The 25,411-nt window shown below is 33.4% G+C and carries 23 protein-coding genes; 8 read left to right on the top strand and 15 right to left on the bottom strand.

Annotation, left to right across the window (positions count from 1 at the left end; all coding sequences use genetic code 11):
- Positions 1-54: 54 nt before the first annotated feature.
- The 4 genes from C3729_RS06580 to C3729_RS06565 all read right to left on the bottom strand — a co-directional run bounded on the left by C3729_RS06580 (position 55) and on the right by C3729_RS06565 (position 3,777).
- Positions 55-432, bottom strand: a complete 378-nt coding sequence (locus tag C3729_RS06580; RefSeq protein WP_104793425.1) for a VOC family protein — start codon at positions 430-432, stop codon at positions 55-57.
- 10 nt (positions 433-442) lie between these two features.
- A complete protein-coding gene (locus C3729_RS06575; protein ID WP_104793424.1) occupies positions 443-1,471 on the bottom strand; it encodes an LLM class flavin-dependent oxidoreductase in 1,029 nt (342 codons plus the stop codon).
- Between the two features lie 117 nt (positions 1,472-1,588).
- A complete protein-coding gene (locus C3729_RS06570; RefSeq protein WP_104793423.1) occupies positions 1,589-2,647 on the bottom strand; it encodes a diphosphomevalonate/mevalonate 3,5-bisphosphate decarboxylase family protein in 1,059 nt (352 codons plus the stop codon).
- Positions 2,648-2,772: 125 nt separating this feature from the next.
- A complete protein-coding gene (locus C3729_RS06565) occupies positions 2,773-3,777 on the bottom strand; it encodes an NAD-dependent epimerase/dehydratase family protein (RefSeq protein WP_104793422.1) in 1,005 nt (334 codons plus the stop codon).
- Between the two features lie 236 nt (positions 3,778-4,013).
- Here C3729_RS06565 and C3729_RS06560 point away from each other — a divergent pair, with 236 nt between their 5' ends.
- A complete protein-coding gene (locus C3729_RS06560; RefSeq protein WP_104793421.1) occupies positions 4,014-5,684 on the top strand; it encodes an ArnT family glycosyltransferase in 1,671 nt (556 codons plus the stop codon).
- Here C3729_RS06560 and C3729_RS06555 read toward each other — a convergent pair.
- From C3729_RS06555 to C3729_RS06545, 3 genes are all read right to left on the bottom strand, one after another.
- Positions 5,681-6,454, bottom strand: a complete 774-nt coding sequence (locus C3729_RS06555; protein WP_104793420.1) for an alpha/beta fold hydrolase — start codon at positions 6,452-6,454, stop codon at positions 5,681-5,683. The two genes, C3729_RS06560 and C3729_RS06555, sit on opposite strands and share 4 nt — an antisense overlap.
- A 149-nt stretch (positions 6,455-6,603) precedes the next feature.
- Entirely contained in the window at positions 6,604-7,323 is a 720-nt protein-coding gene (locus tag C3729_RS06550) for a pyridoxine 5'-phosphate synthase (protein ID WP_104793419.1), read from the bottom strand.
- A gap of 87 nt (positions 7,324-7,410) precedes the next feature.
- Positions 7,411-8,652 carry a mechanosensitive ion channel family protein gene (locus C3729_RS06545; protein ID WP_104793418.1) on the bottom strand — a complete coding sequence of 414 codons (1,242 nt, stop codon included), beginning with the start codon at positions 8,650-8,652 and terminating at the stop codon, positions 7,411-7,413.
- Between the two features lie 83 nt (positions 8,653-8,735).
- Here C3729_RS06545 and C3729_RS06540 point away from each other — a divergent pair, with 83 nt between their 5' ends.
- Both C3729_RS06540 and C3729_RS06535 read left to right on the top strand, forming a co-directional pair.
- Positions 8,736-9,221, top strand: a complete 486-nt coding sequence (locus C3729_RS06540; RefSeq protein WP_104793417.1) for a DUF456 domain-containing protein — start codon at positions 8,736-8,738, stop codon at positions 9,219-9,221.
- Between the two features lie 4 nt (positions 9,222-9,225).
- Complete coding sequence (locus C3729_RS06535) at positions 9,226-9,705, top strand: hypothetical protein (protein WP_104793416.1); 480 nt, start codon at positions 9,226-9,228, stop codon at positions 9,703-9,705.
- 164 nt (positions 9,706-9,869) lie between these two features.
- Here C3729_RS06535 and C3729_RS06530 read toward each other — a convergent pair whose 3' ends face one another.
- The 3 genes from C3729_RS06530 to C3729_RS06520 are packed head-to-tail and all read right to left on the bottom strand — an operon-like array spanning position 9,870 to position 11,680.
- Positions 9,870-10,556: a uracil-DNA glycosylase gene (locus C3729_RS06530; RefSeq protein WP_260204483.1), complete on the bottom strand. Its 687-nt coding sequence runs from the start codon at positions 10,554-10,556 to the stop codon at positions 9,870-9,872.
- Positions 10,557-10,581: 25 nt separating this feature from the next.
- Positions 10,582-11,295: a hypothetical protein gene (locus C3729_RS06525; protein WP_133159947.1), complete on the bottom strand. Its 714-nt coding sequence runs from the start codon at positions 11,293-11,295 to the stop codon at positions 10,582-10,584.
- Between the two features lie 7 nt (positions 11,296-11,302).
- Positions 11,303-11,680, bottom strand: coding sequence for a hypothetical protein (locus C3729_RS06520; RefSeq protein ID WP_104793414.1), 378 nt, complete (start codon positions 11,678-11,680; stop codon positions 11,303-11,305).
- 84 nt (positions 11,681-11,764) lie between these two features.
- Between C3729_RS06520 and C3729_RS06515 the strand changes: the two genes are divergently transcribed.
- Positions 11,765-13,915: an endonuclease MutS2 gene (locus C3729_RS06515; protein WP_104793413.1), complete on the top strand. Its 2,151-nt coding sequence runs from the start codon at positions 11,765-11,767 to the stop codon at positions 13,913-13,915.
- Positions 13,916-13,964: 49 nt separating this feature from the next.
- Here C3729_RS06515 and C3729_RS06510 read toward each other — a convergent pair whose 3' ends face one another.
- Positions 13,965-14,552 (bottom strand): HD domain-containing protein, encoded by a 588-nt coding sequence (locus C3729_RS06510; protein ID WP_104793412.1) that lies wholly within the window; start codon positions 14,550-14,552, stop codon positions 13,965-13,967.
- A gap of 169 nt (positions 14,553-14,721) precedes the next feature.
- Here C3729_RS06510 and C3729_RS06505 point away from each other — a divergent pair, with 169 nt between their 5' ends.
- From C3729_RS06505 to C3729_RS06495, 3 genes are all read left to right on the top strand, one after another.
- Complete coding sequence (locus tag C3729_RS06505) at positions 14,722-15,969, top strand: NAD(P)/FAD-dependent oxidoreductase (RefSeq protein WP_104793411.1); 1,248 nt, start codon at positions 14,722-14,724, stop codon at positions 15,967-15,969.
- An 81-nt stretch (positions 15,970-16,050) separates the two neighbouring features.
- A complete protein-coding gene (locus C3729_RS06500) occupies positions 16,051-16,359 on the top strand; it encodes a TusE/DsrC/DsvC family sulfur relay protein (RefSeq protein WP_069797015.1) in 309 nt (102 codons plus the stop codon).
- A 106-nt stretch (positions 16,360-16,465) separates the two neighbouring features.
- On the top strand, positions 16,466-16,984 hold the full coding sequence (locus tag C3729_RS06495; RefSeq protein WP_104793410.1) for a DsrE/DsrF/DrsH-like family protein: 519 nt from the start codon (positions 16,466-16,468) through the stop codon (positions 16,982-16,984).
- Positions 16,985-17,057: 73 nt separating this feature from the next.
- On the opposite strand, the gene C3729_RS06490 is transcribed toward C3729_RS06495, so the two are convergent.
- The 4 genes from C3729_RS06490 to C3729_RS06475 form a co-directional block, all read right to left on the bottom strand.
- A complete protein-coding gene (locus C3729_RS06490) occupies positions 17,058-17,642 on the bottom strand; it encodes a hypothetical protein (protein WP_104793409.1) in 585 nt (194 codons plus the stop codon).
- A 95-nt stretch (positions 17,643-17,737) separates the two neighbouring features.
- On the bottom strand, positions 17,738-21,313 hold the full coding sequence (nifJ, locus tag C3729_RS06485; protein WP_104793408.1) for a pyruvate:ferredoxin (flavodoxin) oxidoreductase: 3,576 nt from the start codon (positions 21,311-21,313) through the stop codon (positions 17,738-17,740).
- 13 nt (positions 21,314-21,326) lie between these two features.
- Positions 21,327-22,961, bottom strand: a complete 1,635-nt coding sequence (locus tag C3729_RS06480) for an NAD(P)-binding protein (protein ID WP_104793407.1) — start codon at positions 22,959-22,961, stop codon at positions 21,327-21,329.
- 236 nt (positions 22,962-23,197) lie between these two features.
- Positions 23,198-24,838 (bottom strand): FAD-dependent oxidoreductase, encoded by a 1,641-nt coding sequence (locus tag C3729_RS06475; RefSeq protein WP_104793406.1) that lies wholly within the window; start codon positions 24,836-24,838, stop codon positions 23,198-23,200.
- A gap of 276 nt (positions 24,839-25,114) precedes the next feature.
- Here C3729_RS06475 and C3729_RS06470 point away from each other — a divergent pair, with 276 nt between their 5' ends.
- Positions 25,115-25,393 (top strand): PspC domain-containing protein, encoded by a 279-nt coding sequence (locus tag C3729_RS06470; RefSeq protein ID WP_104793405.1) that lies wholly within the window; start codon positions 25,115-25,117, stop codon positions 25,391-25,393.
- The last annotated feature ends 18 nt before the right edge of the window (positions 25,394-25,411 follow it).

The raw sequence follows: 25,411 nt of genomic DNA, 5'->3' as shown, positions 1-25,411 counted from the left end.
ATCACAAAAATTTCTTAAAAATTCAATAAATAAGTCTTTTGAGATTTTAAAAAGTTACATTTCGTAAAATTCTAAAGGCAAATCATCTGGATCTGCGATGAAAAAGAACTTTTTATCGGTAAATTCATCTATTCTGACTTCTTCACAATCGATTCCTTTTTGCAACAATTCTGCACGTTTTTCTTCTACATTTTCTACTGCAAAAGCCAAATGTCTCAAACCACAACTTTCTGGTCTGGAAGGTCTTTTCGGTGGATTCGGAAAAGAAAATAATTCAATGACATAATCATCACCAATCGCCAAATCTAGTTTGTAAGATTGTCTTTCTTCTCGGTAAACTTCTCTGATGATATTTAGCCCTAAAATTTCTGTGTAAAACTTTTTAGAAACCTGATAATCAGAACAGATAATAGCAATATGATGTATTTTCATGACTTTAAATTTATCTTACTTTTTCAGCAACTTTCGTTCCGAATAATTCTATACTTTTCATCATCACCTCGTGATTTGGCGCACCAACATCCATGTGAGCGATATATCTGGTTAAGCCAAACATTTCTTTCACCACATTGATTTTTTCAGCTACTTCATCAGAATTTCCAATAAATAGAGCGCCTTCTTTGCTTCTGCCGCCTTCATATTGCATTTTGGTGTAAGCAGACCAACCTCTAGAACTGCCAATTCTGTTCATTTGAGCGGCATAATTTTCAAAATATCCATCAATTACTTCAGGATTTTCGCTGACTAAAGTGTGAGAATGAATTCCGATTTGCATTTCGTCTGGATTATGACCGTGTCTCAGATATTCTTTTTTGTAAAAATCAATCAAAGGTTTGAACTGTCTTGGCAAACCACCAATAATCGCCACGATTAACGGCAAACCTAATCTAGCAGCTCTCAAAACCGATTCTGGAGTTCCCCCAACTGCAATCCAAACAGGTAATTTTCCGTTGTTCGTTGCTCTAGGATAAACCGTTTGATTTTCCATAGGAGCACGAAGTTTGCCTTTCCAAGTTACGTTTTCTTGAGTATTTATTTTGAGTAATAAATCTAATTTTTCTTCAAAAAGTTCGTGATAATCATCTAAATCGTAACCAAAAAGCGGAAAAGATTCAATGAAACTTCCTCTACCTACGCCAATTTCGGCTCTTCCACCAGAAATTAAATCCAAAGTAGAAAAATCTTGATACACTTTTACAGGTTCTGCTGAACTTAAAACAATAACCGCGCTCATTAACTTGATATTTTCAGTAATAGAAGCAGCTGCAGAAAGCACCATTTCTGGGGAAGAAACCACGTAATCTGGTCGGTGATGTTCGCCCAAAGCAAATACATCAATTCCTAACTCATCTGCCAATTTTATTTCCGCTAAAATCTCCTGTAATTTTTGTTGAGGATTGGCAAACTTTCCAGTTTCTTTATCGAAAGCCAAATCGCCAAACATTCCAACTCCTATTTCGAATTTTTTCATTTTCTAAATTTTCTTCAAAATTACCATTTCTGAGAAGCGAATGAATTGATGTAAGGTAAGAAATGTTCTGAATTTATTTCTAAATTAAAAAACGGGCTAAAACCCGTTCCTATTGATTTAAAACTTCATCACATCTTTTACTACTCCTCCTTTTTGCGTGTGTTGTAATAATTCTGTTTCTATGAAATTTTTGATAGCATCAGAACTTTCGTTTTCTGGGAAAAGCAAGTGAACATTTGCTCCAGCATCTAACGTAAAAAATAAAGGATGACCTGTTTCTTTACGGAAACTCCAAAGTTTATTGATAACTTCCAACGTTCCTGTTTTCATTAAAATAAAAGCGGGTTCGCTCATCATCATCATCGCATGAAGCGTTAATGCTTCGTGTTCTACCAACTTAATAAATTTCTCAAGATTTCCCGTTTTCAGAATTTCTTTAAGAGGAACAAAATTATCTCTCGCTTCTTGGAAACGTCTTTCTGCATAAGGATTGGTATTCATCAAACCGTGACCAACAGTAGAACTTACCGATTTTTCGCCTTCGTGAATGAGTAAAACCCAATCATTGAAATTTTTAAAAATCGGATGAATTTCTTCATCAGGATATTTTACCGCGTATAAATCAGAACTTCCTTCTACTTCATCCGTTTTTCCCCAAACTACAAGTCCGTTATACAAACTTCTGCAAGCACTTCCAGAACCTAGTCTTGCTAAAAAAGAAGCTTTTTGGTTGATGACTGATGGTTGATGGTTGTCAGTAGAGAAAATCTCATCTAAGCTCATCAAACAACTTGCAATAGCGCCAAAACCAGAAGCAGAGCTTGCAATTCCTGAACTGTGCGGAAATGTATTTTCGGTTTTAATAACGTATTTCCCTTTGAGAATCCAAGGCAAATATTGTTCAATATTTTTAAAATATTTCTCGATTTTTTCTGCAAATTTCAATTCTTCATTTCCTGCCAAAAAAGTCTGAACAGAAAAAGGCTCATTTGCCAAAAACTCCATTGAAGTTTGGGTATTGCAATGATTCAAAGTATATGAAATACTCGGATTTGCAGGAATTTGGTTGGCGTATTTTCCCCAATATTTGATTAAGGCAATATTTGAAGGACAAGTTGCAGACACCACTTGATTTGATATATTGAAATGTTGATTTCCTAAAAATTGATTTTCCATATTTTTTTTAAAACGCAATGATTTTTATCATTCTTTGAAAATATTTTAAGAATTCGCTAAAGCGAATTTGCAGAGTTAGACAAAGTTGAAAATCAAAGATTTTCAAATCTTCGGACTTTCGTCTTCTAGCTTCTGTCTTTTTTATAATTTTCTACATGAAAAGCTAAACTTTCTTCCAGTGGAATGAATTCGTAATTGAGCTTTTCTTTTATTTTTTTATTTGATATTTTATTGAATTCGGTAACCGATTGTACGTTTACTTTATTCGCCATTTTCAGTGGAGAAATAAGCCAACCTAAAATTGAATTCAAGAAAACTCCCGTTTTCAACAAACCTTTTGGAACGAGTTTTACAGCTTGTTTTCCTAGTTTTTGCTTGATAAAATTAGCAACGTCTTGGTATTTTTTATTTTCAGAAATTAAGATAAATCTTTCGCCAAAAATATTTTTTCCCATCAATTCAATGGAAATCTGAGCCACATCTCGAACATCTACGTAAGAAGTTCCTCCAGAAAATGTATAGGCATTTTCGCCCAATTCCTTGAATAAAGTTCCACTGCTTTCTTTCCAGTTTCCGCTACCGATGATGATTCCCGGATTTACAATTACCGTTTTTAAACCTTCTGCTGATGCACGCCAAACTTCCATTTCAGAAAAATGTTTAGAAATTGCATACGCAGAATGGTCGATTTTCGGATTAAAATCAGAACTTTCGTCTAATTCTCCGTTTTCATTCAATCCATCTAAAACTGCGATAGAACTTACAAAAAGGAATTTCTTCACCGAAGAATTTTGACAAGCAAACAGAAGTTGTTTTGTGCCTTCAATATTAGTTTGATACATTTTTTTTTCATCTTTAGGATGAAAACTCACTTTAGCGGCGCAATGATAAACCTCTTCTACTCCATTTAAGGCGTTTTGTAGCGAATGAATATCTTCAAAATCTACTTCTATCCATTCTATGGAATCAAAATATTCATTAGGAGTTTCTGTATAAAATTGAAATGATTTTCTAACCTCCTGCAGATTGCTGGATTTTCTTTTTGTAGCGCGTACTGTTTTGCCACGTTTTAGCAGTTCTAAAACGATTACTCTCCCGAGAATTCCTGTTGCACCTGTAACTAATATCATTTTTATGAAGGGTGATGGATGTTAGATGATGGATGATTTTGGAAAATATTCTTTGCAAAAATAACATTTATAATTGCAAAAACAATTAATCCAATTCTTGTAAATTTTAATTGTAAATTTTTGAATAAAAATTTACCCAAACATACAAATAATAAAGATATAAAGAATTATGTTAACTTAAACAATTAATGTTTGAATTTAGATGATAAAGTTTGTTATTTTTGCAAAAAAAAAGAATGTCTGAAACCCCTAAAACTTCATCTAAAAAAATTTATCTTTTCATACTCATTATTACTTTCATCAATCTTTTACAGGCATTTTTTACCGAAATTACTTTAGATGAAGCCTATTACTACCAATATGCGAGAGATTTAGATTGGGGATATTATGATCATCCACCGATGGTAGCATTGGTGATTAAGATTTCTCAACTTTTTTTTAATGGAAATCTGGGAGTAAGATTTTTAACCGTTTTATTATTTTCTGGAAATTTATTTCTCATTTGGAAATACCTTTTACCGAAAGACAAAGCTTCTTATGTAAATGAATTTATAATTCTATCACTGGGTTTAGTCATGATGAATGCTTATTCCTTCATCACCACACCAGATGTTCCTCTATTATTTTTTGGGACTGTATTTTTTATTTTATACCAAAGATTTACCGAAAAACAAAATTTTTGGAATGCAGTTTTACTAGGAATTTCTGTTGCATTGCTTTTTTACAGTAAATATCAAGCTGTTTTATTGGTGTTTTTCGTGGTGATTTCTAACTTAAAAATGCTGACAAAACCTTATATTTATCTTGCTGGAATTATAACTTCTTTATTGATGATTCCACATTTAATGTGGCATATTGAGCATAATTTCCCTACGTTTCAGTATCACTTGGTAGATCGTTCAGAAGATTTTGAATTTATTTATTTTCTAGAATATCTACCCAACCAATTTGCGGTTTTCAATCCGTTTATATTAATTCCTTTTGTTATTTTACTTTTTAAAAATAAATACCAAAATCTTCAAGAAAAAGCCTATTATTTTGTAAGTGTAGGTTTCTTGGTTTTCTTTGCTTTAACGAGTCTTAGAGGACATGTAGAGCCACATTGGACAGTAATTGCCTCTATTCCGATGTTAATTTTATTCTTACAATTTATCAAAGAAAAGCCATCTTGGAAAAAATATGTGCGCACGTATGTTTTGGGTTCTATATTTTTAGTTTTTCTCGCTAGAGTAGTTATTTTAACAAACCTTCTTCCTAAAACTTTAGAATTCACAGGTAAAGAACAGAAATACAAAACTTTAGCTGAGAAAATAGGAAAAACTCCCGTTTTATTTACCGGTTCATTCCAATCGACTTCTTTGTACAATTATTTTACGGGAAACGAATCTTCTACTCTAGGTTCTTTAAATGTTAAAAAAACACAATTTGACATTTGGCAAAGAGAACAAAACTATTTTGGAAAAAGAGTTTTTGTAGAAAAACCAGAATCTCCAAAAGCGATAAAATTATTAGATAAAGAACAGATTAGCTTTAATGGTTTTTATGTAGAACATTTCCAAACACCCAACCGATTAAAAATAGAATTTGAGCTTCCTTCCGAACAACTCAAAAACAATCAAATTATTCCGATTACGATTTATAATCCTACAAAAAACGTGGTAAATTTCAATCATCCTGAAATTCCAGTGACCATTACTGCTGTATTTTTGGCGCACAGAGAAACAACGGATATTCCTACAGAAATTGAAAAAATGCCAACCGTTTTAAAACCTGGAGAAATTTTCAAAACTCAGATTAAAATCAACACGCAAAACCTAAAAGCTGGCGATTACAATTTCGGCATTACCACCAATTGTATTTTGGGGAATGCTTATAATTCGAAATTTGTAAAAGCAACTGTGAATTAAGCTAAAAATTCTTTTACCGCTTGATTGAAATCTTTTGGGTTTTCGGCTTGAAGCCAGTGTCCTGCATTAGCAATAGAAACCAATTGATATTTCGGGAACTTTTGGCGCATCAATAATTCATCTTGCGGAAGAATATAATGAGATTTTGCACCTGCTAAAAACAAAGTTTCGCCCTCGAATTTTCCAAATTTTATGGCATTGGCAACGAAATCATTGTATTTTTCGGCCAAAGTATTGATGTTAAAACGCCAATTGAGTTTTTTATCTTCCGTCCAATACAAATTTTTAGTCAAAAACTGAATCACAAATTTCTCTGGAATGTACTGAGCCAAAACGTTTTCCACGTCTTGTCTTGATTTTACTTCATCGAAATTTACCGATTGAAGCGCTTTGATAATTCCCTGATGATGTGGAGGATACGCTTTTGGAGCGATATCTGCAACAATCAGTTTTTCTACTTTTTCGGGATAAGAAATTGCGAAAGTCATCACGGCTTTTCCACCGAGAGAATGCCCGAGAAGATTGGCTTTTTCGATGCCATGAAAATTCATATAATTCAGAATATCATCTGCCAAAACTTGATGATTCATCTCGTCTGAATGAAAACTTTTTCCGTGATTTCTTAAATCAATCAAATGAGTTGGAAACAATTCTCCAAACTCTTTTCCGAAACTTCCCCAATTGTCTAGCATCCCGAAAAGTCCATGAAAAACGAGCAATGGCGTTCCGTTTTTTTCTTGTCCGTATATTTTTGAATGTAAAATTTGCATATTTTTTCACGCAAAGTGCGCAGAATTTTTTATTTATTTCTAAAGCTCGCAAAGAAAAATCAATCTTTAGAATACAATTTTTCTCGCTGATTTTGCTGTTTCAGCAGATTTAAAATTTTCAATTCTCAACTATCAACTTTCAATTGAATTTACCATTTCGCCAATCTCTTTAAATACGCTTGAATGGTGTTTTCTAAACCCAAATACAATGCTTCAGAAATTAAAGCGTGTCCTATAGAAACTTCCAATAAATTAGGAATATTATCGGCGAAATACTTTAAATTGTCAAGAGATAAATCGTGTCCTGCATTAATTCCTAAACCGTATTTTGTAGCTTCTACAGCTGTTTCGTAATAGGGTTTTATGGCTGCTTCTTTGTCGGTTTCGTAATTTCTGGCGTATGCTTCGGTGTAAAGTTCTATTCTGTCGGTTCCTGTTTCTGCTGCAAATTTCACCATTACAGGATTTGGGTCAAGGAAAATAGACGTTCTAATGCCTGCATTTTTAAATTCTGCAATCACAGATTTTAAAAAATCTAGATTTTTCTCGCAATCCCAACCTGCATTAGAAGTGATGGCATCATCTGCATCTGGAACCAAGGTAACTTGCTCTGGTTTTACTTCTAAAACCATATCAATAAACGGACGATGAGGATTTCCCTCGATATTAAATTCTGTATAAACCAAAGGTTTTAAATCGTACACATCTTTTCTGGTGATGTGTCTTTCGTCTGGTCTTGGGTGGATGGTAATTCCTTGTCCACCAAATTCCTGAATTTTAATCGCTGCTTCTGTTACACTTGGTGTTTCTGCGCCTCTTGCATTTCTGATGGTCGCGATTTTATTGATATTTACTGATAATTTTGTCATTATTTTAGATTTTAGATTTTAGATTTTAGATTTTAGATTTTGACAAAATTCGTCCCACTTCTATAATCCTATTTCTAAAATTTTATATTATACTTTACTTATTTGCATGATTTCAAGGTCAAATTCTTGTGCTGCGGTAAGAATATGGTCAAAAATATCTGCCTGAATTCTTTCGTAATCTACCAATTCTGCTTTATTGGCAAAACAATAAATTTCTAAAGGCATTCCTTGAGGAGAAATTTCTAACTGACGAACCAAAACGATTTCGTCTTGATCTACTTTTGGATTATTTTTAAGGTAATTCAACACATAATTTCTAAAAAGTCCGATGTTGGTTAACTGTTGACCATTGATAATTCTTTCAGCATGTGGAATATTCTTCTTGCTTTCTGCAATTTCGCGAAGTTTTCTATCCATATATTCAGAAATCAAGTTGATGTCTTTTACTTTTTCATAAAATTCATCATCCACAAATTTGAAAGACTTGATATTAAAATAAATCGAACGCTTAATTCTTCGGCTACTACCTTCGTACATTACTTGGTGATTTCTGATTTCCGTAGAAAGCAGATCGTAGGTAGGAATTGTGGAAATGGTTTTGTCAAAATTGACAATTTTTGTCGTCAATAAATTAATATCTTGAATATTTCCTTCAATATTATACTTCGGAATTCCAATCCAATCGCCAATTTTAAGATTTTTAGAAGTAGAAACGTGAATTCCTGTCACAAATCCTAAAATGGTATCTCGGAAAACCAACAAAATTACCGCAGTTACAGCTCCTAAAACTCCTAAAACAGTCTGAAGTTCTATTCCAAAAATTACAAAAATTCCTATTAATGAAAAAACAACAGTTCCAAAAATCCTAATGGTTTCAGAAAGCGCTTTAATAGCAGTTATTCTATAATTATCTTTATTTTGAATGTAATAATTTTCTAAAGCTTTAGCGAAACGATAAGCCAAGAAAGCGATGACCATTACTTGCCCAAAAACAATTAATCTTCCCACATAAATATGCGTTTTTGGGTGAATAACGGCAAAAATTTCATCATATATAAGGTAAACAAAAAACAAAGAGAAAAAATGCCCAATAGAACGCCAAGCTTTTTGTTTATATGCTTCTTTTAGAATGGGTTTGCTTTTAAAAACATTGACCAAAAATCTAGAAAAAAATTTCCAAAACATTACTGAAATAAAATCAATAACGATAAAAACCAAGCATAAAAAAAGGATTTTAAATCCAATAGTAGCCGGCAAAGTCAATTCCTCTGTAAAATTTTCTTTTACAAACTGACCAATTTCTAAACTCCATTTTCTTAATAATCCCATAAAGCTAAATTTACGCAAAAATAAAAAATATCATTGGGAATTTGCTTTTATTTATTACTTTTAACCAAACTAATTAAGGATTTATGGAGCAAAATATTATTACCATTGTCTCACTTATCATCATAGGAATAGGAATTCTAGGAACTTTCTTGCCAGTTTTACCAGGATTAGCGGTGAGTTTTGTAGGATTAATTCTTTACAAATACGGTGCAAATCCAGATTTTTCTATTTGGTATATTGTCATTTTTGGGATTTTAACGCTCATTTCATTGGTGCTCAATTACATTATTCCTATCAAAACCACCGAAAAATATGGCGGCAGCAATTACGGAAAATACGGAGGTTTTATCGGGACGATTGTAGGTTTATTTTTTCCACCACTTGGTTTTCTTATTGGTATGTTATTAGGTGTTTTCTTAGGCGAACTTTTGCATGATAGAAACGACAAACAAAAAGCACTCAAAGCTACCAAAGGTGCTTTCATTGGCTTTATCTACGGAACAGGTTTTAATCTTATGGTAGGATTGGCAATGTTTTTGGTAGTACTTATTAATATCTTCAATTCTTAAAAATATGAACACTAAATTCTTAATATTAGCAGCAGCTACCTTTTTGGTAACTCAATGCACTTGCCAACAAAAATCTACAGAAATGAAAATGCCTGTAACCAGCTCTCAAGAAGTAAATTCTACCTATCCTACAGAAAAACCAGAATCTGGCGTTACTCGTTTGATAGAAAAACAAAATATATTTTTAGAAAATGAAAAAGTAAACATAACCTTCAATAATGTGACCGAAGACAACAGATGTCCTATGAACGCTCGTTGTGTTTGGGCAGGTTATGCTTCTGCAGAAATAGAAGTGATGAGTGTGCATTCTAGACCTAGAAAATTCATCGTTTCTACGATAGATGATGCTGGAAAAAACCTTAAAAATTCTTTCGTTTTTAATGGTCACAAATACACGCTTGTTAATTTTTATCCCGCCAATTCTACAGAAGTAAACTTTGAAAAACTGAAAGGAAAATACGTGGTAGATATTAAAGTAGAATAATTTTTGGGCGTGTCTTTTTCGCCAAAACTTTTGCCAACAACCGAAAAAAGACCGCGCTTTCCGTTACAATCTTTTTTTCGGTGGCTTCGTCAAGCTCAGCCATCGAAAAAAAAGGATTTACACTGCAATCGCTCACGCAAAAGAACGGCAAATCATAAGATTCACTACCAGTTTATCGGTTTCTTATTTTTAGAAATCAGATATTCATTAATTTTAGAAAAAGGTCTGCTTCCATAGAAACCTCTATATACAGAAAACGGAGAAGGATGCGCCGACTGAATGATAAAATGCTTCGTTTCATCTATGAGCGAAGCTTTTTTTTGTGCAAATGCGCCCCACAAAACAAAAACCACATTTTCTTTTTTCTCTGAAATTTCTTTGATGATAAAATCTGTGAATTTTTCCCAGCCCAAATCTTTGTGAGAATTCGGTTCATGCGCACGAACTGTTAAAGTAGCATTCAATAATAAAACGCCTTGTTTCGCCCAAGAATCCAGTTCGTTACTATTTTTTTCAATTCCCAAATCGTCTTTCAGTTCTGTGAAAATATTTTTGAGAGATGGCGGCGCTTTTACCAAATCAGAAACCGAAAAACACAAACCATTTGCCTGAAAATCATTATGATACGGATCTTGCCCAATAATCACTACTTCTACTTCATCAAAAGGAGTAAGTTCAATCGCTCGGAAAATTTGATTTTTTGGCGGAAAACATTTGGTTGTAGCATATTCTTCTTCTACATTTCGCCAAAGCGTTTCAAAATATTCTGTATTTTTTATTGGGGCAAGAATTTCTGTCCAAGTCATGATTTGTTGTAAAGTTGTGAATTTGTTGGGTTGTAAAATCGTCATTGCAAGAAACGAAAATCTTTTGAAATTATCTGAATTGTTCTTCGTTTATACTTCCATCATATTCTCTTGAAACAAAATCTAAAATTTTAAATCTTAATTTTGTTTTATAATTTCCTTTGTAGTGAAACATTGAAGTAATAATAATTTCGTTTGGAGGTAAACAAACTAATTTAAAAAAAGAACCACAATTATATGGAAACTTATTTACTTCAATCCATTTTCCTTTTTTATTTTTCGCTTCTAATATTAGCGGGAAATAACCTTCTGTTCCTAAACTCAAAGTATCTTTTGAAACATTTTTTATAAATATGGGAAAACTTTTATAATAGTCTAGATTAATATCATCAAAACTAATAATTGTATCTTTTTCATTGAATTCAAGAGTAATATTTCCTTTTTTAATCAATTGATACTTGTGAAAATCTTTTAAATATTTCATCAAATCTTTCCAAATCATTTCTTTTTTCAATCTATATTTTTTCCACTTCTTATCTTCATTAGAACTTACCAAAGGTTCAGGAGGAGGTGGTAAAAAAAGATTATCTAACAATTCTACACTATCTTTTATTTTCCCAATATACATGATATTAGATATTGCATAATCCTTTTCTTTTATATTTTTTATTTTTAAATTTTGAACAGTATCTTGAATTATTGTTATGTTTTTGGAAAATGTTTGAACTTCCTTTTTACAAGAAATCAAACTTAAAACCGTGAAAATTGTTATTAGTTTTTTCATAGTTTTATTATTTAGACTTTTGATTTTCAATGTATATATTTTGAAACAAGTTAGTTTTTCTAGTCTTCATATACCAATCATTTTCTCCAATATAAGTATCAGTTAATTTAAATTTACGCTCATTTCCATTCTTAAATTTCACAAAAATCCAATAATTTGGAATTGCTTTTCTTAACTCTAATTTATTTGAAGAATTAATCTCATTTACAAAATTTTCAATATCATTTTTACTAAAATCTACAACTATTGAATCATTCAAATTTTTCTTTATATGAATGTTTTCAATTTCGATAGAATTTATTTTATCAAAACTTCGCTTTTCAGGAAAAGTATTTCCACAAGAAATCAAACTCAAAAAAGTTAAAATCGCTATTAGTTTTTTCATAAAATTCATTTCATCAAATTTACAAAAATCATCGGAACGATTTTACAACTTTACAATTCAACGACTTTACATTATCTTTGCATTGTGCAAGTAACCAAAGAAAATTTACAAGAATTAGAATTCCCGAAATTACTCGCGGAAATTTCTCCTTATGCGTATTCGCCAAAAGTGGCAGAAAAAATCCTTCATCTCAAACTTTTAAAAATAGATGAAGCAGAAATTACTTTGAAAAAAACTGCCGAATATCTCACGAGTTATGAGAGTTCAAACGCAATTCCGTTTAGTGAATACGAAGATATAGAAGCAGAACTCAAGGTAATGCACATCGAAAATTTCAGGTTAGAAAACGCTGCTTTTATCAAGATTAAAAACCTCACCGAACAAATCGGGAAATTGCAGAAATTCTTTCCTTCACTTGCCGAAACTTTCCCTATTTTGTTGGAAGAAGTGATGCAATTGGATTTCAAGAAGGAAATTGTAGATAAAATCGACAAAGTTTTTAATCGTTTTGGTGAAGTAAAATCTGAAGCTTCACCCATTTTAAAATCTTTGAGAACCGAAATTCAGCACGCTAAAAAACATATTCAAGAGAATTTTAGCAAAACACTTTCTCACCTTTCTTCCACCGATTTTTTAGATGAAATTAAAGAAACGGTGATTGATGACCAAAGAGTTTTGGCAGTAAAATCTGGTTTCAAAAAAAGAGTTCCCGGTAGAGTTTTAGGCGTTTCTAAAACGGGTTCTATCACGTATATTCAGCCAGAAAGTGTTTCTAGACATTACTTTAAACTTCGTGAAGCGGAAGAAGAAGAAAAGAAAGAAGTGGATAAAATTCTGCGAAAACTTACGGCAGAAATTGCCATTTTCGCGCCTGAATTAGAAGAATATCAAAAATATATTTTCGATTTAGACATTACGAGAGCAAAAGCCAAATTTGCAGAAAAAATTGGTGGCGTTTTGCCCAAAATCAATCGTCATAAAACCATGAGATTGGTCAACGCATTTCACCCGTTGCTTTTATTGAGAAACCGAGAAGAAAAAAAGGAAATCTATCCGCAAACATTGACTTTGACAGAGCATAACCGAATTCTCTGTATTTCTGGACCAAATGCTGGTGGAAAATCGATTACACTGAAAACCGTTGGTTTGCTTCAATTGATGATACAAAGCGGGATTTTAGTGCCTGTTCATCCGAAATCTGAAATGTTCTTTTTTGAAAAAATCAGAACGGATATTGGTGACAATCAATCTATTGAAAACCATCTTTCTACCTACAGTTCTCGACTCAAGAAAATGTCTGGAATCATCAGAGAAGCTGATGACAATACTTTGCTTCTGATTGATGAATTCGGGACGGGTTCTGACCCAGAATTGGGTGGCGCTTTAGCAGAAAGTTTTCTGGAATTTTTCTACGAAAAAAAATCTTTTGCGATTATCACCACACATTACACCAACATTAAATTGGTGGTAGAACAATTGCCCAATGCAACGAATGCTGCGATGCTTTTCGATGAATATTCATTGGAACCTTTGTATAAATTAGAAGTGGGACAAGCTGGAAGTTCTTTCACTTTTGAAGTGGCAGAAAAAAATAGAATTCCAAGATTTATCATTAAAAATGCTCGTTCTAAAGTAGAAAAAGACGTGGTAAATCTCGATAAAACCATCGTGAAATTGCAACAAGAAAAATTTGAGGTTGAAAAACTGAAATCTAACCTTGTCGAGCAAAAAGAATCGGTAGAAGATAAGCGTGAAAATCTGCAAAAACTGAATGAGCAACTTCAACAAAAACTGTATAATTTTCAGAAATTGTATGAAGAAGAACACCGCAAATTACAGTTCGGGAATAAGATAGAAGCTTTTATTGATGGTTATTTACGAGGAAAATCAAGAAAAGATATCGTAAAGGATTTTGTAAAAATTCTGGAACAGGAAAAATTCCGAAAACTCGGTTCAGACAAAGCAGAATCTGAGAAACTGAAAGTTACCAAACGTAAAGTAGAACAACAACTGAAAAAAGAAAATATACAAGTTCAAATTGCAGAAACCAACCAAAAATTGGAAGAAAAAACCCAGAAAGAACGCGCAGTTTGGATGAAAGTTGGTCAACGTGTAAGAATTGCGGGTTCTACCTCTGTGGGAACCATAGAAACCATTCACAAAAACGGAAAAGTAACCGTGAATTACGGACTTTTTAAAACGCAAATTGATGGAAATGAATTGGAAAGAATTTAGGACTTTCGATTTTTTGTCAATTAAAAAATCGAAAATCCTTAAATCATAATTAAATAAGTTTTCCTTCGTCAAAAGCCTTTCTAATCAACACATCAAAGGTATCGAGCATATCTTCTGAAGCCAATTCTATTCTCGGGCGAAGCATTTTTTTCACCTTCTCGAACTCTACTCCTGCTTCTATCCAACTCAAACCATTGTTAAAACAATTCATCACAAAAGGAATCATTCTGTCTACAGCACTTGCAAAAATGGCAGTTTCTGTTTCTCCAGCTTCGAATTCTAACCAAAGATTCATAAATTCTGATTTCATAGGTTCTGCCAAAATCCCGAAAATTCTCTCAGCAGAAGCCAGTTCACGTTCAAATTTTCCTTCATTTGCTTTTTCATCATAGAAAAATGTATCTCCCGCATCTATTTCTACCACATCATGTATAGAAAGCATCTTAATCACTCTTCCTAAATCTATTTTTTCTTTGTTTCGAGCATAGGGAAAAAGAATCTGTGCAAAAACAATGACTTGCCATGAATGTTCTGCTGTATTTTCTCTTCGGGAATTGTCATGATTAAAATTTCTACGGATTACGTTTTTGAGTTGGTCTAAAGTAAGGATGAACTCTATCTCTTTTTCTAAGTACATTTTTTAATTTTTTACAAATTTAAGTCAAATAAAAATAACGGATTTTATTTCGATTTTAATGACAAAAGTCATTGAGGTTGTGTAATATAAGTTACACAAGTCCATTTAGCGCTGATGTAACTTTGTACAAGAAAATTAAGAATTACTCATTCTTATAAAGTTAGAAAATATGAAAAACTTAGTAATCTTAGGAGCAGGAACCGCCGGAACTATGATGGCGAATCACCTAGTAAAAAAACTGAATAAAAAAGATTGGCAAATTACTTTGGTAGACCAATTTAAGTCTCACTACTACCAGCCAGGATTTTTATTTATTCCTTTTGGAACCTATCAACCAGAAGATGTAAAAAGAACGATTGATGAATTTTTACCAAAAGGAATTCAACTTATTCGTGAAAAAATCGACAGAATAGATAAAGATACAGATACCGTTATTTTAGAAAACGGAAGAAATGTAAAATATGACATTCTCATCATTGCTACAGGTTGTAAAATCGCTCCAGAAGAAGTTCCGGGAATGAAAGGAGACACTTGGCAAAAAAATATTTTCGATTTCTACACTTTCGAGGGAAGTTGTGCATTGGCTAAAAAATTAGAAACTTGGCCAGGAGGAAAATTAGTGGTTCACATCACCGAAATGCCAATAAAATGTCCTGTTGCTCCGCTAGAATTTGCTTTTTTAGCAGATGATTACTTCACCAAAAAAGGAATGAGAGACAAAGTAGAAATTTCTTATGTTACTCCACTTTCTGGCGCATTTACAAAGCCTAAAACTACTGAAACGCTCAATTATTTATTAGAGGAAAAAAATATAAAAATTGTTCCAGATTTCGCAGTAGAACATATAGAAGGAGAAAACGGAAAAATGTTCGATTACGGTGGCGAAGTGGTAGATTTTGACTTATTAGTAACCATACCTACCAATATGGGAGACGAATGTATTCTTCGTTCAGGTTTTGGAGATGATTTAAACTACGTTCCTACGGACAAAAATACCTTACAAAGTAAAGTAAAAGAAAATATTTTCGTAATCGGTGATGCTACGAATGTTCCTGCTTCAAAAGCTGGTTCTGTAGCACATTTCGAAGCCGAAATTCTTACTAAAAATATTCTAAAATATATAGAAGGAAAACCACTTAATCCAGAATTTGACGGTCACGCCAATTGTTTCATAGAAACAGGAAAAGGAAAAGCATTATTGATTGACTTCAATTATGATGTAGAACCATTAAAAGGAAAATTCCCATTCGCTGGAATCGGTCCGCTAAATTTATTAGAAGAAAGTGCTTTTAACCACTTCGGAAAAATGGCTTTTAAATGGGTGTATTGGAATATGCTTCTACCAGCAAGAAAAATACCTTTCGTAACGCCTACTATGAGCAGAGCAGGAAAGAAATTTGACAAGGAAACAGTATAAAAGTGAATAGTGAATTCGCTGGGCTGTGAACGGTGAATTTCTAAAATTTCAAAAAAAATTAACAAAAAAAATATTATCAAAATGGAAAAAACTTATGCAGGTTTTACAATCAATGTAAACGACGAGGGATACCTTACAGACATGAACCAATGGAATCACGAAGTAGCTAAAGAAATGGCTAAAGAAGACGGTTTAGAACTAGGAAACAGACATTTCGACGTGTTAGAATATTTAAGAGACCAACAGAAAAAAGATGTAGCATTAACCATAAGAGGCGTAGGAAAATCTGGCGTAGTAGATATTAAAGAATTCTATGAATTGTTCCCAAAAGGACCACTAAAAATCTCTAGTAGATTAGCAGGAATTTCTAAACCAAAATCTTGTATTTAAAAAGGATTTAGGAATTAGGATGAAGGGATTAGTAAATTGATTTTTTTTCAAATACTAAAAACTTAATCCCTCAAGCCTAATCCCTCAATAAATAAAACAAAAAAATATGGAAACTACATTATTAAAAAATCCATTAGCAGATTTAGATAAATCTCTAAAACCTATAGAAAAAGTAATGGTAATCATTTCTAAAGGAACTTTAGAAAGTGTTTACGCAGGTTTTATTTTGGCAAACGGTGCGAGAATGGAAGGTATGGAAGCAGAAATTTTCTTTACATTCTTCGGACTAGATGCTGTAATTAAAGACAGACTAAAAGACATTCACGTGGCTACTGTAGGTAATCCTGCAATGCACATGCCTACCATGTTAGGCGGTTTGCCCGGAATGGAAGCTCTGGCAACCAAAATGATGAAATCTAAAATGGAAAAATTAGACATTCCGCCAATTGATGAATTTTTAGAAATTTTATCCGCTTCTGGTTGCAGACTTTGGGTTTGTAAATTGGCTTTTGAAATGTTTGATTTAAAAGAAGAAGACTTAACTCCAGAAGTGGAAGGCATCTTAACTGTAGGTGATTTCTACGCAAGAGCAGCTGGAGAAGGCACTCAAATTATTTTTATCTAAATAAAAACTTTTGTGTTGAAAAAATCCCCACCAATTTCTCGGTGGGGATTTTTTGTTTGCATTAAATTTTATATTACAAAACCATCCAATGGTTAGCATGATTTTTAATTAAATCCTCTTTCAAAAGTTGATCTTTTGTTTTAAGGTACTGATAAACCTTTAAAGGAACAGAATCAGGATACTCTTTCAATCCTTCAGAAATCATTTTTGCAGATTCTTCTATTTTATTGTCGTTATCAAGGGCTTCATATCCATAAATATAAATAATTGCAGGAACTCTTTCCCAAATCTCCTTACTCTCTTTGTATAAAAAATCCATCACTTGAACCTGATATTTTGAGTTCGTAGGTTTACCTATCGCTGCTGTTTTAGAAATATAATCTTGATACATGAAAAATACAAAAAGTATATGTCCATTTTTTAAGTTATTATCCTCAAAAGTTTTATTAATTATTTCAGGAGTATCATTACTTAACTCGCCTTTATCAGACTGTAATGCTTCGTTATAGAATCTTTGAAAAAGATTAGCTACTTTTTTATCGCTATTATCAATTTTAGATGAATTTTTTAATTGCTGAGAAACAGTATCAAAGGTTTTTTCCTGTGAAAAAGCAACGATTCCAAGAAAAAGAAAAAATGTGGTTATTAGATTTTTCATTTAAATTTATTTATATCAAATTTATTAAAAAAAACCTTACTGATTTTGAAATTCAGCAAGGTTTTCATTTTCAATTTTCAACTTTCAATTCTCAATTAAAAAGTTGGTTGGAAGTTTTCAGCTCCTAATGAAGCCATATCTTCGTACGTTTTCCATCTTAAATCTACAATTTCTTGTGCTAATTGCATCAAATGTTCTGCATCTTGCGGTTGCGTTTGTTTTAGAACTCGGTAACGCAATTCGTTGTACGCATATTCCTCAAACGGAATTGTAGGACGAATAGAATCTAAGATAAAAGGATTTTTATTGTTTTTTCTCAACACAGGATTGAATCTAATCAATGGCCAATAACCACTTGCTACAGCCATTTTTTGTTGGTTCAAACCTTTTTCCATATCAATTCCGTGTGCAATACAATGACTGTACGCTAGAATTAATGAAGGTCCGTCATAAGCTTCTGCTTCACGCATCGCCAATAATGTTTGTTGAGGATTTGCGCCCATTGCAACGGTTGCTACATAAACATTTCCGTAAGAAATAGCTTGCATTGCCAAATCTTTTTTGCCAACACGTTTTCCTGCAGTTGCAAATTTCGCAGAAGCAGCAGTTGGCGTAGCTTTAGAACTTTGTCCACCTGTATTACTGTAAACCTCAGTATCTAAAACCAAAACATTGATATTTCTACCTGTAGAAAGCGCGTGATCTAAACCTCCACTTCCGATATCATAAGCCCAACCATCACCACCAATAAGCCAAACAGCACGATGAACCAAATGATCTGCAAGAGAATAGAGATGTTTCGCATCTGGATTTTCAGAAAATTGCAATCTATTTTTTAGAATTTCTACTCTTTCTCTTTGTTTGATGATTTGACTTTCTAATTTTTGAGGTGCATGGATAATTTCATTGATGAAATCTTCGCCTAACTCTGGTTTTAATTTTTCGGCGTAATAATGAGCCATTTGCAATTGCTTATCCGCAGAAAGTCTCATTCCTAAACCAAATTCGGCATTATCTTCGAAGAGAGAATTGCTCCAAGCTGGTCCTTTTCCTTTAGAATTAGAACTCCAAGGTGTAGTTGGTAAATTTCCTCCGTAGATTGATGAACAACCCGTCGCATTGGCTACCATTAATCTATCACCGAAAAGTTGAGTGAGAACTTTGATGTAAGGTGTTTCTCCACAACCTGCACAAGCTCCAGAAAACTCGAACATTGGCTCTAAAAATTGTACGCCGTGAACAGTGGAATAATTCACCATATTTTTATCGTGAATTGGCAATTTCTCGAAATAAGAAATCACTTTTCTATGTTTTTTAAGGTCTGGATTTTTTGGTAAAATATTAATCGCACGTAATTCTTCATTTTCTTGATCGATAACCGGACAAGCTTCGTAGCATAATTTACAACCAGTACAATCTTCTTCATAAACCTGAAGCGTGAATTTAGTTTCAGGGAAACCTCTTGCATTAATTGGTGCTGATTGGAAACCTTCTGGAACTTCCGTCAATAAATCTTTGTGATAAAATTTAGAACGAATCACAGAATGAGGACAAACAAAACTACAATTACCACACTGTATGCAGATATCTGCATTCCAATGGGCTACTTTTTCAGAAATATTACGTTTTTCCCATTTTGTAGTTCCGTTTGGATAAGTTCCATCAGCAGGAATAGCACTTACAGGTAAATCATCACCTTTCCCAATCATCATTTTGTAAGTGATATTTTTTACAAAATCTGGTGCATTTTCGTCGATGGTTTGCTCCTCTCCTTTTTCGGCGGTTACTGCATCTGGAATATTAACTTCAAATAAATTGGCTAAGGTTTGATCAACAGCTTCAAAGTTTTTATCAACTATAGCTTGTCCTTTTTTGATGTAAGTTTTTTCAATCGCTTTTTTAATTTGCTTAATCGCTTCTTCTTCTGGCAAAACCCCTGAAAGTTCAAAGAAACACGTTTGCATAATGGTATTAATTCTGCCTCTCATTCCTGTTTTTTCGGCAACTTCATTAGCATCTATCACGAAAAATTTAATATTTTTTTCAATCAATTGTTGCTGAACTTGGTATGGCAATTTATCCCAAACTTCGTCTTTAGAATAAGGTGAATTCAATAAAAATTTCGCTCCATTTTTAGCAAAACTGAGCATATCTTCATTTTCTAAAAATTTGAAGAAATGACAAGCGATAAAATCTGCTTTTGAAATCAAATAAGGCGCTTCAATCGGCTCGTGCCCAAAACGAAGGTGAGAAACAGTTTTCGCTCCAGATTTTTTAGAATCATAAACGAAATATCCTTGCGCTGAAAGTTCTGTGTTTTCGCCAATAATTTTAATCGAATTTTTATTCGCGCCTACGGTTCCATCTGCTCCCAAACCGAAAAATAGTGCTTGATTCCATCCAGAATCATCTAATTTAAAGTTGTAATCTACATTAATACTGGTAAAACTTACATCATCTGTAATCCCTACCGTAAAATGGTTTTTAGAATTTTCGGTTTTTAAATTATCATAAACCGCTTTTACCATTGCTGGTGTAAATTCTTTAGACGAAAGTCCGTATCTACCACCAATAATTTTAGGCATTTTATCTAAAGTTCCATTCGTAAGCGCTTCTGTAAGGCAAACCAAAACGTCTTGATACATTGGTTCACCATTGCTTCCAGGTTCTTTGGTTCTGTCTAAAACAGCGATTTTTTTCACAGATTTTGGTAAAACCGAAATGAAATCTTCATTTGGGAATGGTCTAAACAACGAGATTTTCAGAACACCTGTTTTTTCTCCATTTTTATTGAGAAACTCAGAAGTTGGAATCACTGTTTCTACTCCAGAACCCATAATTACGATAACATTTTCTGCTTCAGGACGCCCAAAATACGAAACTGGAGCATAATTTCTACCTGAAATTTCAGAGAATTTCTGCATTTCTTCCTTTAAAATGGTAGGAATTTTAGCATAATAAGGATTAGAAGTTTCTCTTCCTTGGAAATAAACATCAGGATTCTGAGCAGTTCCTCTTACGAAAGGTTTATCAGGATTGAGACTTCTGTTTCTATGTGCAATCACCAATTCGTCATCTATCATTCCACGAATTTGGTCGTCATTCAACAAATTAATTTTATTCACTTCGTGAGAAGTTCTGAAACCGTCAAAGAAATGGATAAAAGGAATTCTCGCTCTCAAAGTTGTAGCTTGGGCAATGAGCGCCATATCGTGTGCTTCTTGAACACTTGTAGAAGAAAGCATCGCAAAACCAGTAGTTCTGGCTGCCATTACATCTTGATGATCACCAAAAATCGACAAAGCTTGTGCTGCCAAAGAACGCGCCGCTACGTGAAAAACGGCACTCGTAAGTTCTCCTGCAATTTTGTACATATTTGGAAGCATCAACATTAACCCTTGAGATGCGGTAAAAGTTGTTGTTAAAGCACCAGCTTGAAGCGAACCGTGAACTGTACCAGCAGCTCCACCTTCACTTTGCATTTCTATAATTTCAGGAACGTTTCCCCAGATATTTTTAATTCCTTTAGACGCCCATTCGTCTGCCAATTCTGCCATAGTAGAAGATGGCGTGATAGGATAAATGGCACAAACTTCGTTTACTCGGTATGCGATGTAAGCCGCAGCTTCGTTGCCGTCGATGGTTGCTATTATTTTATTTTGATTTTTCATTTTTTTCAATTGATTAATGTTCTAAAACCATATCTAAAGCGTGACAAGGACATTGTTCTGCGCAAACGCCACAACCTGTACACAAATCATAATTTATCGTGTAACCTTCCCCTTTTCCATTTTTGAAAATCGCACCTTCTGGACACGCTCCATAACAACTATCACACTCGAAACAATTTCCACAAGAGAGACAACGCTGCGCTTCGTAGACGGCTTCTTCGGTGGTATAACCTGCAACAATTTCGTCAAAAGTTTCTACCGCTTTCTCAATTTCTAGATGTTGCTGAGCTTTCTTTTCAGCATCTGTTTTGAACCAAATTTGTAGTTTTTCGATGGTAACTAAAGGGTTGTTGGCTGGTTTTTCGTAAGTGGTATTTCTAAGCCAAGCATCAATATTTCTGGCTGCTTTTTTACCGTGTCCAGTTGCAATCGTTACGGTTCTTTCACTAGGAACCATATCACCACCTGCAAAAATTCCAGGATAACCTGTCATCATTGAAGGATTTACCTCAACGGTTGTTCCATCTTCTTTGAAGGTAATTCCTTCAATATGTTTCAAGAAATCGGTGTCTGCTTCTTGTCCGAGAGCTAGAATTAATGAATCTGCTTCCAAAGTTTCGTATTCACCAGTTGGGACGGCTTTTCCATTAACCACTTGCATTTTTTCAACGGTGATAGAAGAAGTTTCCATATTTTTAATGGTGCTCAACCAATGGATTTTCACCCCCTCGCTTAAAGCTTCATCTGCTTCAAATTCGTGAGCAGGCATATGTTCGCGATCTCTTCTGTAGATAATCATTGCTTCATCTGCACCTAATCTTTTTGCAGTTCTGGCTGCATCCATTGCAGTATTTCCACCTCCATAAATGGCGACTCTTCTTCCTAAAAGTGGTTTATTATCGCTATTTTCATCTGCTTCTTTCAAGAAAGAAACCGCATCTAAAATTTTACTCGCTTCTTGAGCTGGAATATTTACTTTTTTGGCTAAATGAGCTCCAATAGCTACAAAAACCGCATCGAAACCACCATTTTCTTTTTCTTGGAGAATATCTTGAACTTTATAATTCAAAACAATTTTTACTCCGAAATTTTCAATTCTTTTAATTTCAGCTTGAAGAATATTTCTAGGCATTCTGTACGCAGGAATCCCAAAATTCATCATTCCACCAGCAACTGGGCCAGCTTCGAAAATAGTGACTTCGTGGCCTAATTTTCTAAGATGATATGCCGCCGAAAGTCCAGAAGGACCTGCACCTACAATCATAATTTTCTTACCAGTAAGCGTTTTCGGAGGATAAAATTGCCAATTATTTTTTAATGCTTCGTCTCCTAAGAATCTTTCTACCGCGTGAATGCTCACCGAAGAATCTAAATCTTTTCTGTTGCAAGAATTTTCGCAAGGATGATAACAAACTCTCCCATGAATCGCAGCCATAGGATTTTGCTCGGTTAATTTTCTCCAAGCGTCTTCTATTTTTCCTTCTTGAGCCAGAGAAAGCCAAGCCTGAATATTTTCGCCAGCTGGACAAGCGTTATTACAAGGTGGAAAAAAATCAACGTATTCTGGTTTGCTTTTCCTAATAGAACCAGTTCCCTTGCTTTTATTAAGGTTTGCAAGTTTGGTTAAATCCGTTTTAATAAAACTCATTTTATGTGTTTATTTGATGTTATCTACATTTATAAAAAGTGACTTTTAGAAAAGATTGGTCACAAAAGTTCAATTAACAAATTTATTAATTAACGCATAAGAACTTTGAGTTTTATAAGCATACATTTGTCATGTTTTGGAGATTTCTGATTAAAATCATATTATTATTGAACAATTATTGAAATAAAAAAGGCTCCAATAAAAATTGAAGCCTTCTTGTTAACAAAAAACTATTACTATGATTGAACTTTTGACCAAAGATTGTACCCTCCGTTTAAGTTCACGGCTCGAAAACCGTTATTTCTCATAATTCTATTGGCTAAATAACCACGCAAACCAACTTGGCAATAAATGGCATACATTTTATTCTTATCTAATTTTTCGAGATTTGCTCGTAAATCATCTACGTTAATATTAATTGCTCCTTCAATTGCTCCTCCTGAAAATTCTTTGGAAGTTCTTACATCTAAAATTACTGCATCATTTTCTTTCACAAAATCCCAAAATTCATCATAATTCACCATTTCTAAATCCCCTTTCAAAATATTTTCCGCAGCATAACCAGCAATATTTACAGGATCTTTCGCAGAGTTAAAAGGCGGAGCATAAGTAATTTCAATTTCTGGTAAATCATAAACAGCGAGATTTCCTTTGATAGCCGTTGCAATTACATCAATTCTTTTATCAACTCCAGCTTCGCCAACAGCTTGGGCTCCGAAAATTTTACCATTTTCATCGAAAATAACTTTTAGAACTATATTTTTAGCACCAGGATAATAACCAGCGTGATGACCTCTTGTTACAATCGCCGTTTTATAAGAAATTCCGAAACGTTTTAATGTTTTTTCATTGAGTCCAGTTGAAGCCACAGAAAGTTCGAAAAATTTCAAAATAGAAGAACCCAAACTTCCTGTATATTTGTATTGATTTCCTAGAACGATATTGTCAGCTACTATTCTACCTTGTCTGTTTGCTGGCCAAGCTAAAGGAATCAACACTTTTTTATTGTTGATGTAATGCGCTACTTCTATTGCGTCTCCAACTGCATAAATATCAGGATTAGAGGTTTGCATAAATTCGTTCACCAAAATTCCACGAGTTTCACCAATTTCCAAACCCGCTTCTATTGCTAATTTGGTTTCGGGTTTTACACCGATTGCGAGAATTACAGCATCTGTTTCTACGGAAGTTCCATTGTTTAAGAATACTTCTATGGTTTCGCCTTTGTCATTGAATTTTTCTACGCCAACGTTTAACAACAATTCAAGCCCTTTTTGTTTGGCTTTTTCGTGAACGAAACTGGCAATATCAAAATCTACAGGCGCCATTACTTGGTTACCGAGTTCTACCAACTTCACATTCTTACCTGCTTCAATGAGATTTTCTGCTACTTCAAGACCAATGAAACCACCGCCAACAACTACAAAATTCTGCGCATTTTTGGTTTTTGCCACAATTTTATCCATATCAGGAATATTTCTGAGTGTATAAATTTTATCAGAATCAATTCCTTCAAAAGGAGGTTTTATAGGTTCTGCACCTGGAGAAAGCAAGAGTTTATCATAGTTTTCTAAGTAAATTTCGCCTGTTTGTAAATTTTTTACTGAAACTTTTTTATCGACTGTATAAATAGATAAAACTTCTGTAAAAACTCTTACATCTAAGTTGTATCTTTCTTTAAGAGATTCTGGTGTTTGTAATAAAAGAGCGTCTCTCTTGTCAATCGTTCCGCTGATATGATAAGGCAAACCGCAATTCGCAAAACTTACATATTGTCCTTTTTCAAAAATTATGACTTCGTTTTCTTCTGAGAGTCTTCTCAATCTGGTTGCTGCTGTTGCGCCTCCTGCAACTCCTCCTACTATTAGTATTTTCATCTATAAATCTTTAATGGATTAAAAAACTTCATTTCTAAAGTGAAACAAAATTCATACTGCAAACTTACGGTTGGTTTTCACCAATTTCGGTAACAGATGTTACAATGAAAACGTGATTTTTGTCAAAAACAAAAATTATTAAAATTTACAATTAAAATTTTTATAACTGATAATCAGCAACTTAATTAAATCATTAAAAAATATTTACTACTTTGTATTGCATAATACTAAATTTTATATATATCTTTGCATAAGAAAATCACAAAAATCATTAAAATGAAAACTTATCAACAAAATGAAAACCAATATTACACTGGTTGTAGAGCAAAACTAACTCGCGATGGAGACAATAGAAGAATCGCTGGTGTTTGTTCAGGACTTGGAAGATATTTCGGGATAGATGCCTCTTTAGTAAGAGTTGCATGGTTCTTACTGGCATTCTTCGGAATATTTTCGGCGGGAATTTCTACGTTTATGGTCGTATTCGTCTATTTTTTACTTTGGTTACTTTTACCAAAAACGAGAACGATTCACTACTTCGAAGAAAGAAAATAGTAATATATTTTTTTGCAT

The sequence above is a fragment of the Cloacibacterium normanense genome, from assembly GCF_002943105.1.
In the GTDB taxonomy this organism is placed as follows: domain Bacteria; phylum Bacteroidota; class Bacteroidia; order Flavobacteriales; family Weeksellaceae; genus Cloacibacterium.
Note: the sequence above shows the minus strand (reverse complement) of the source record. Positions and strands in the feature narration are given on the sequence as shown.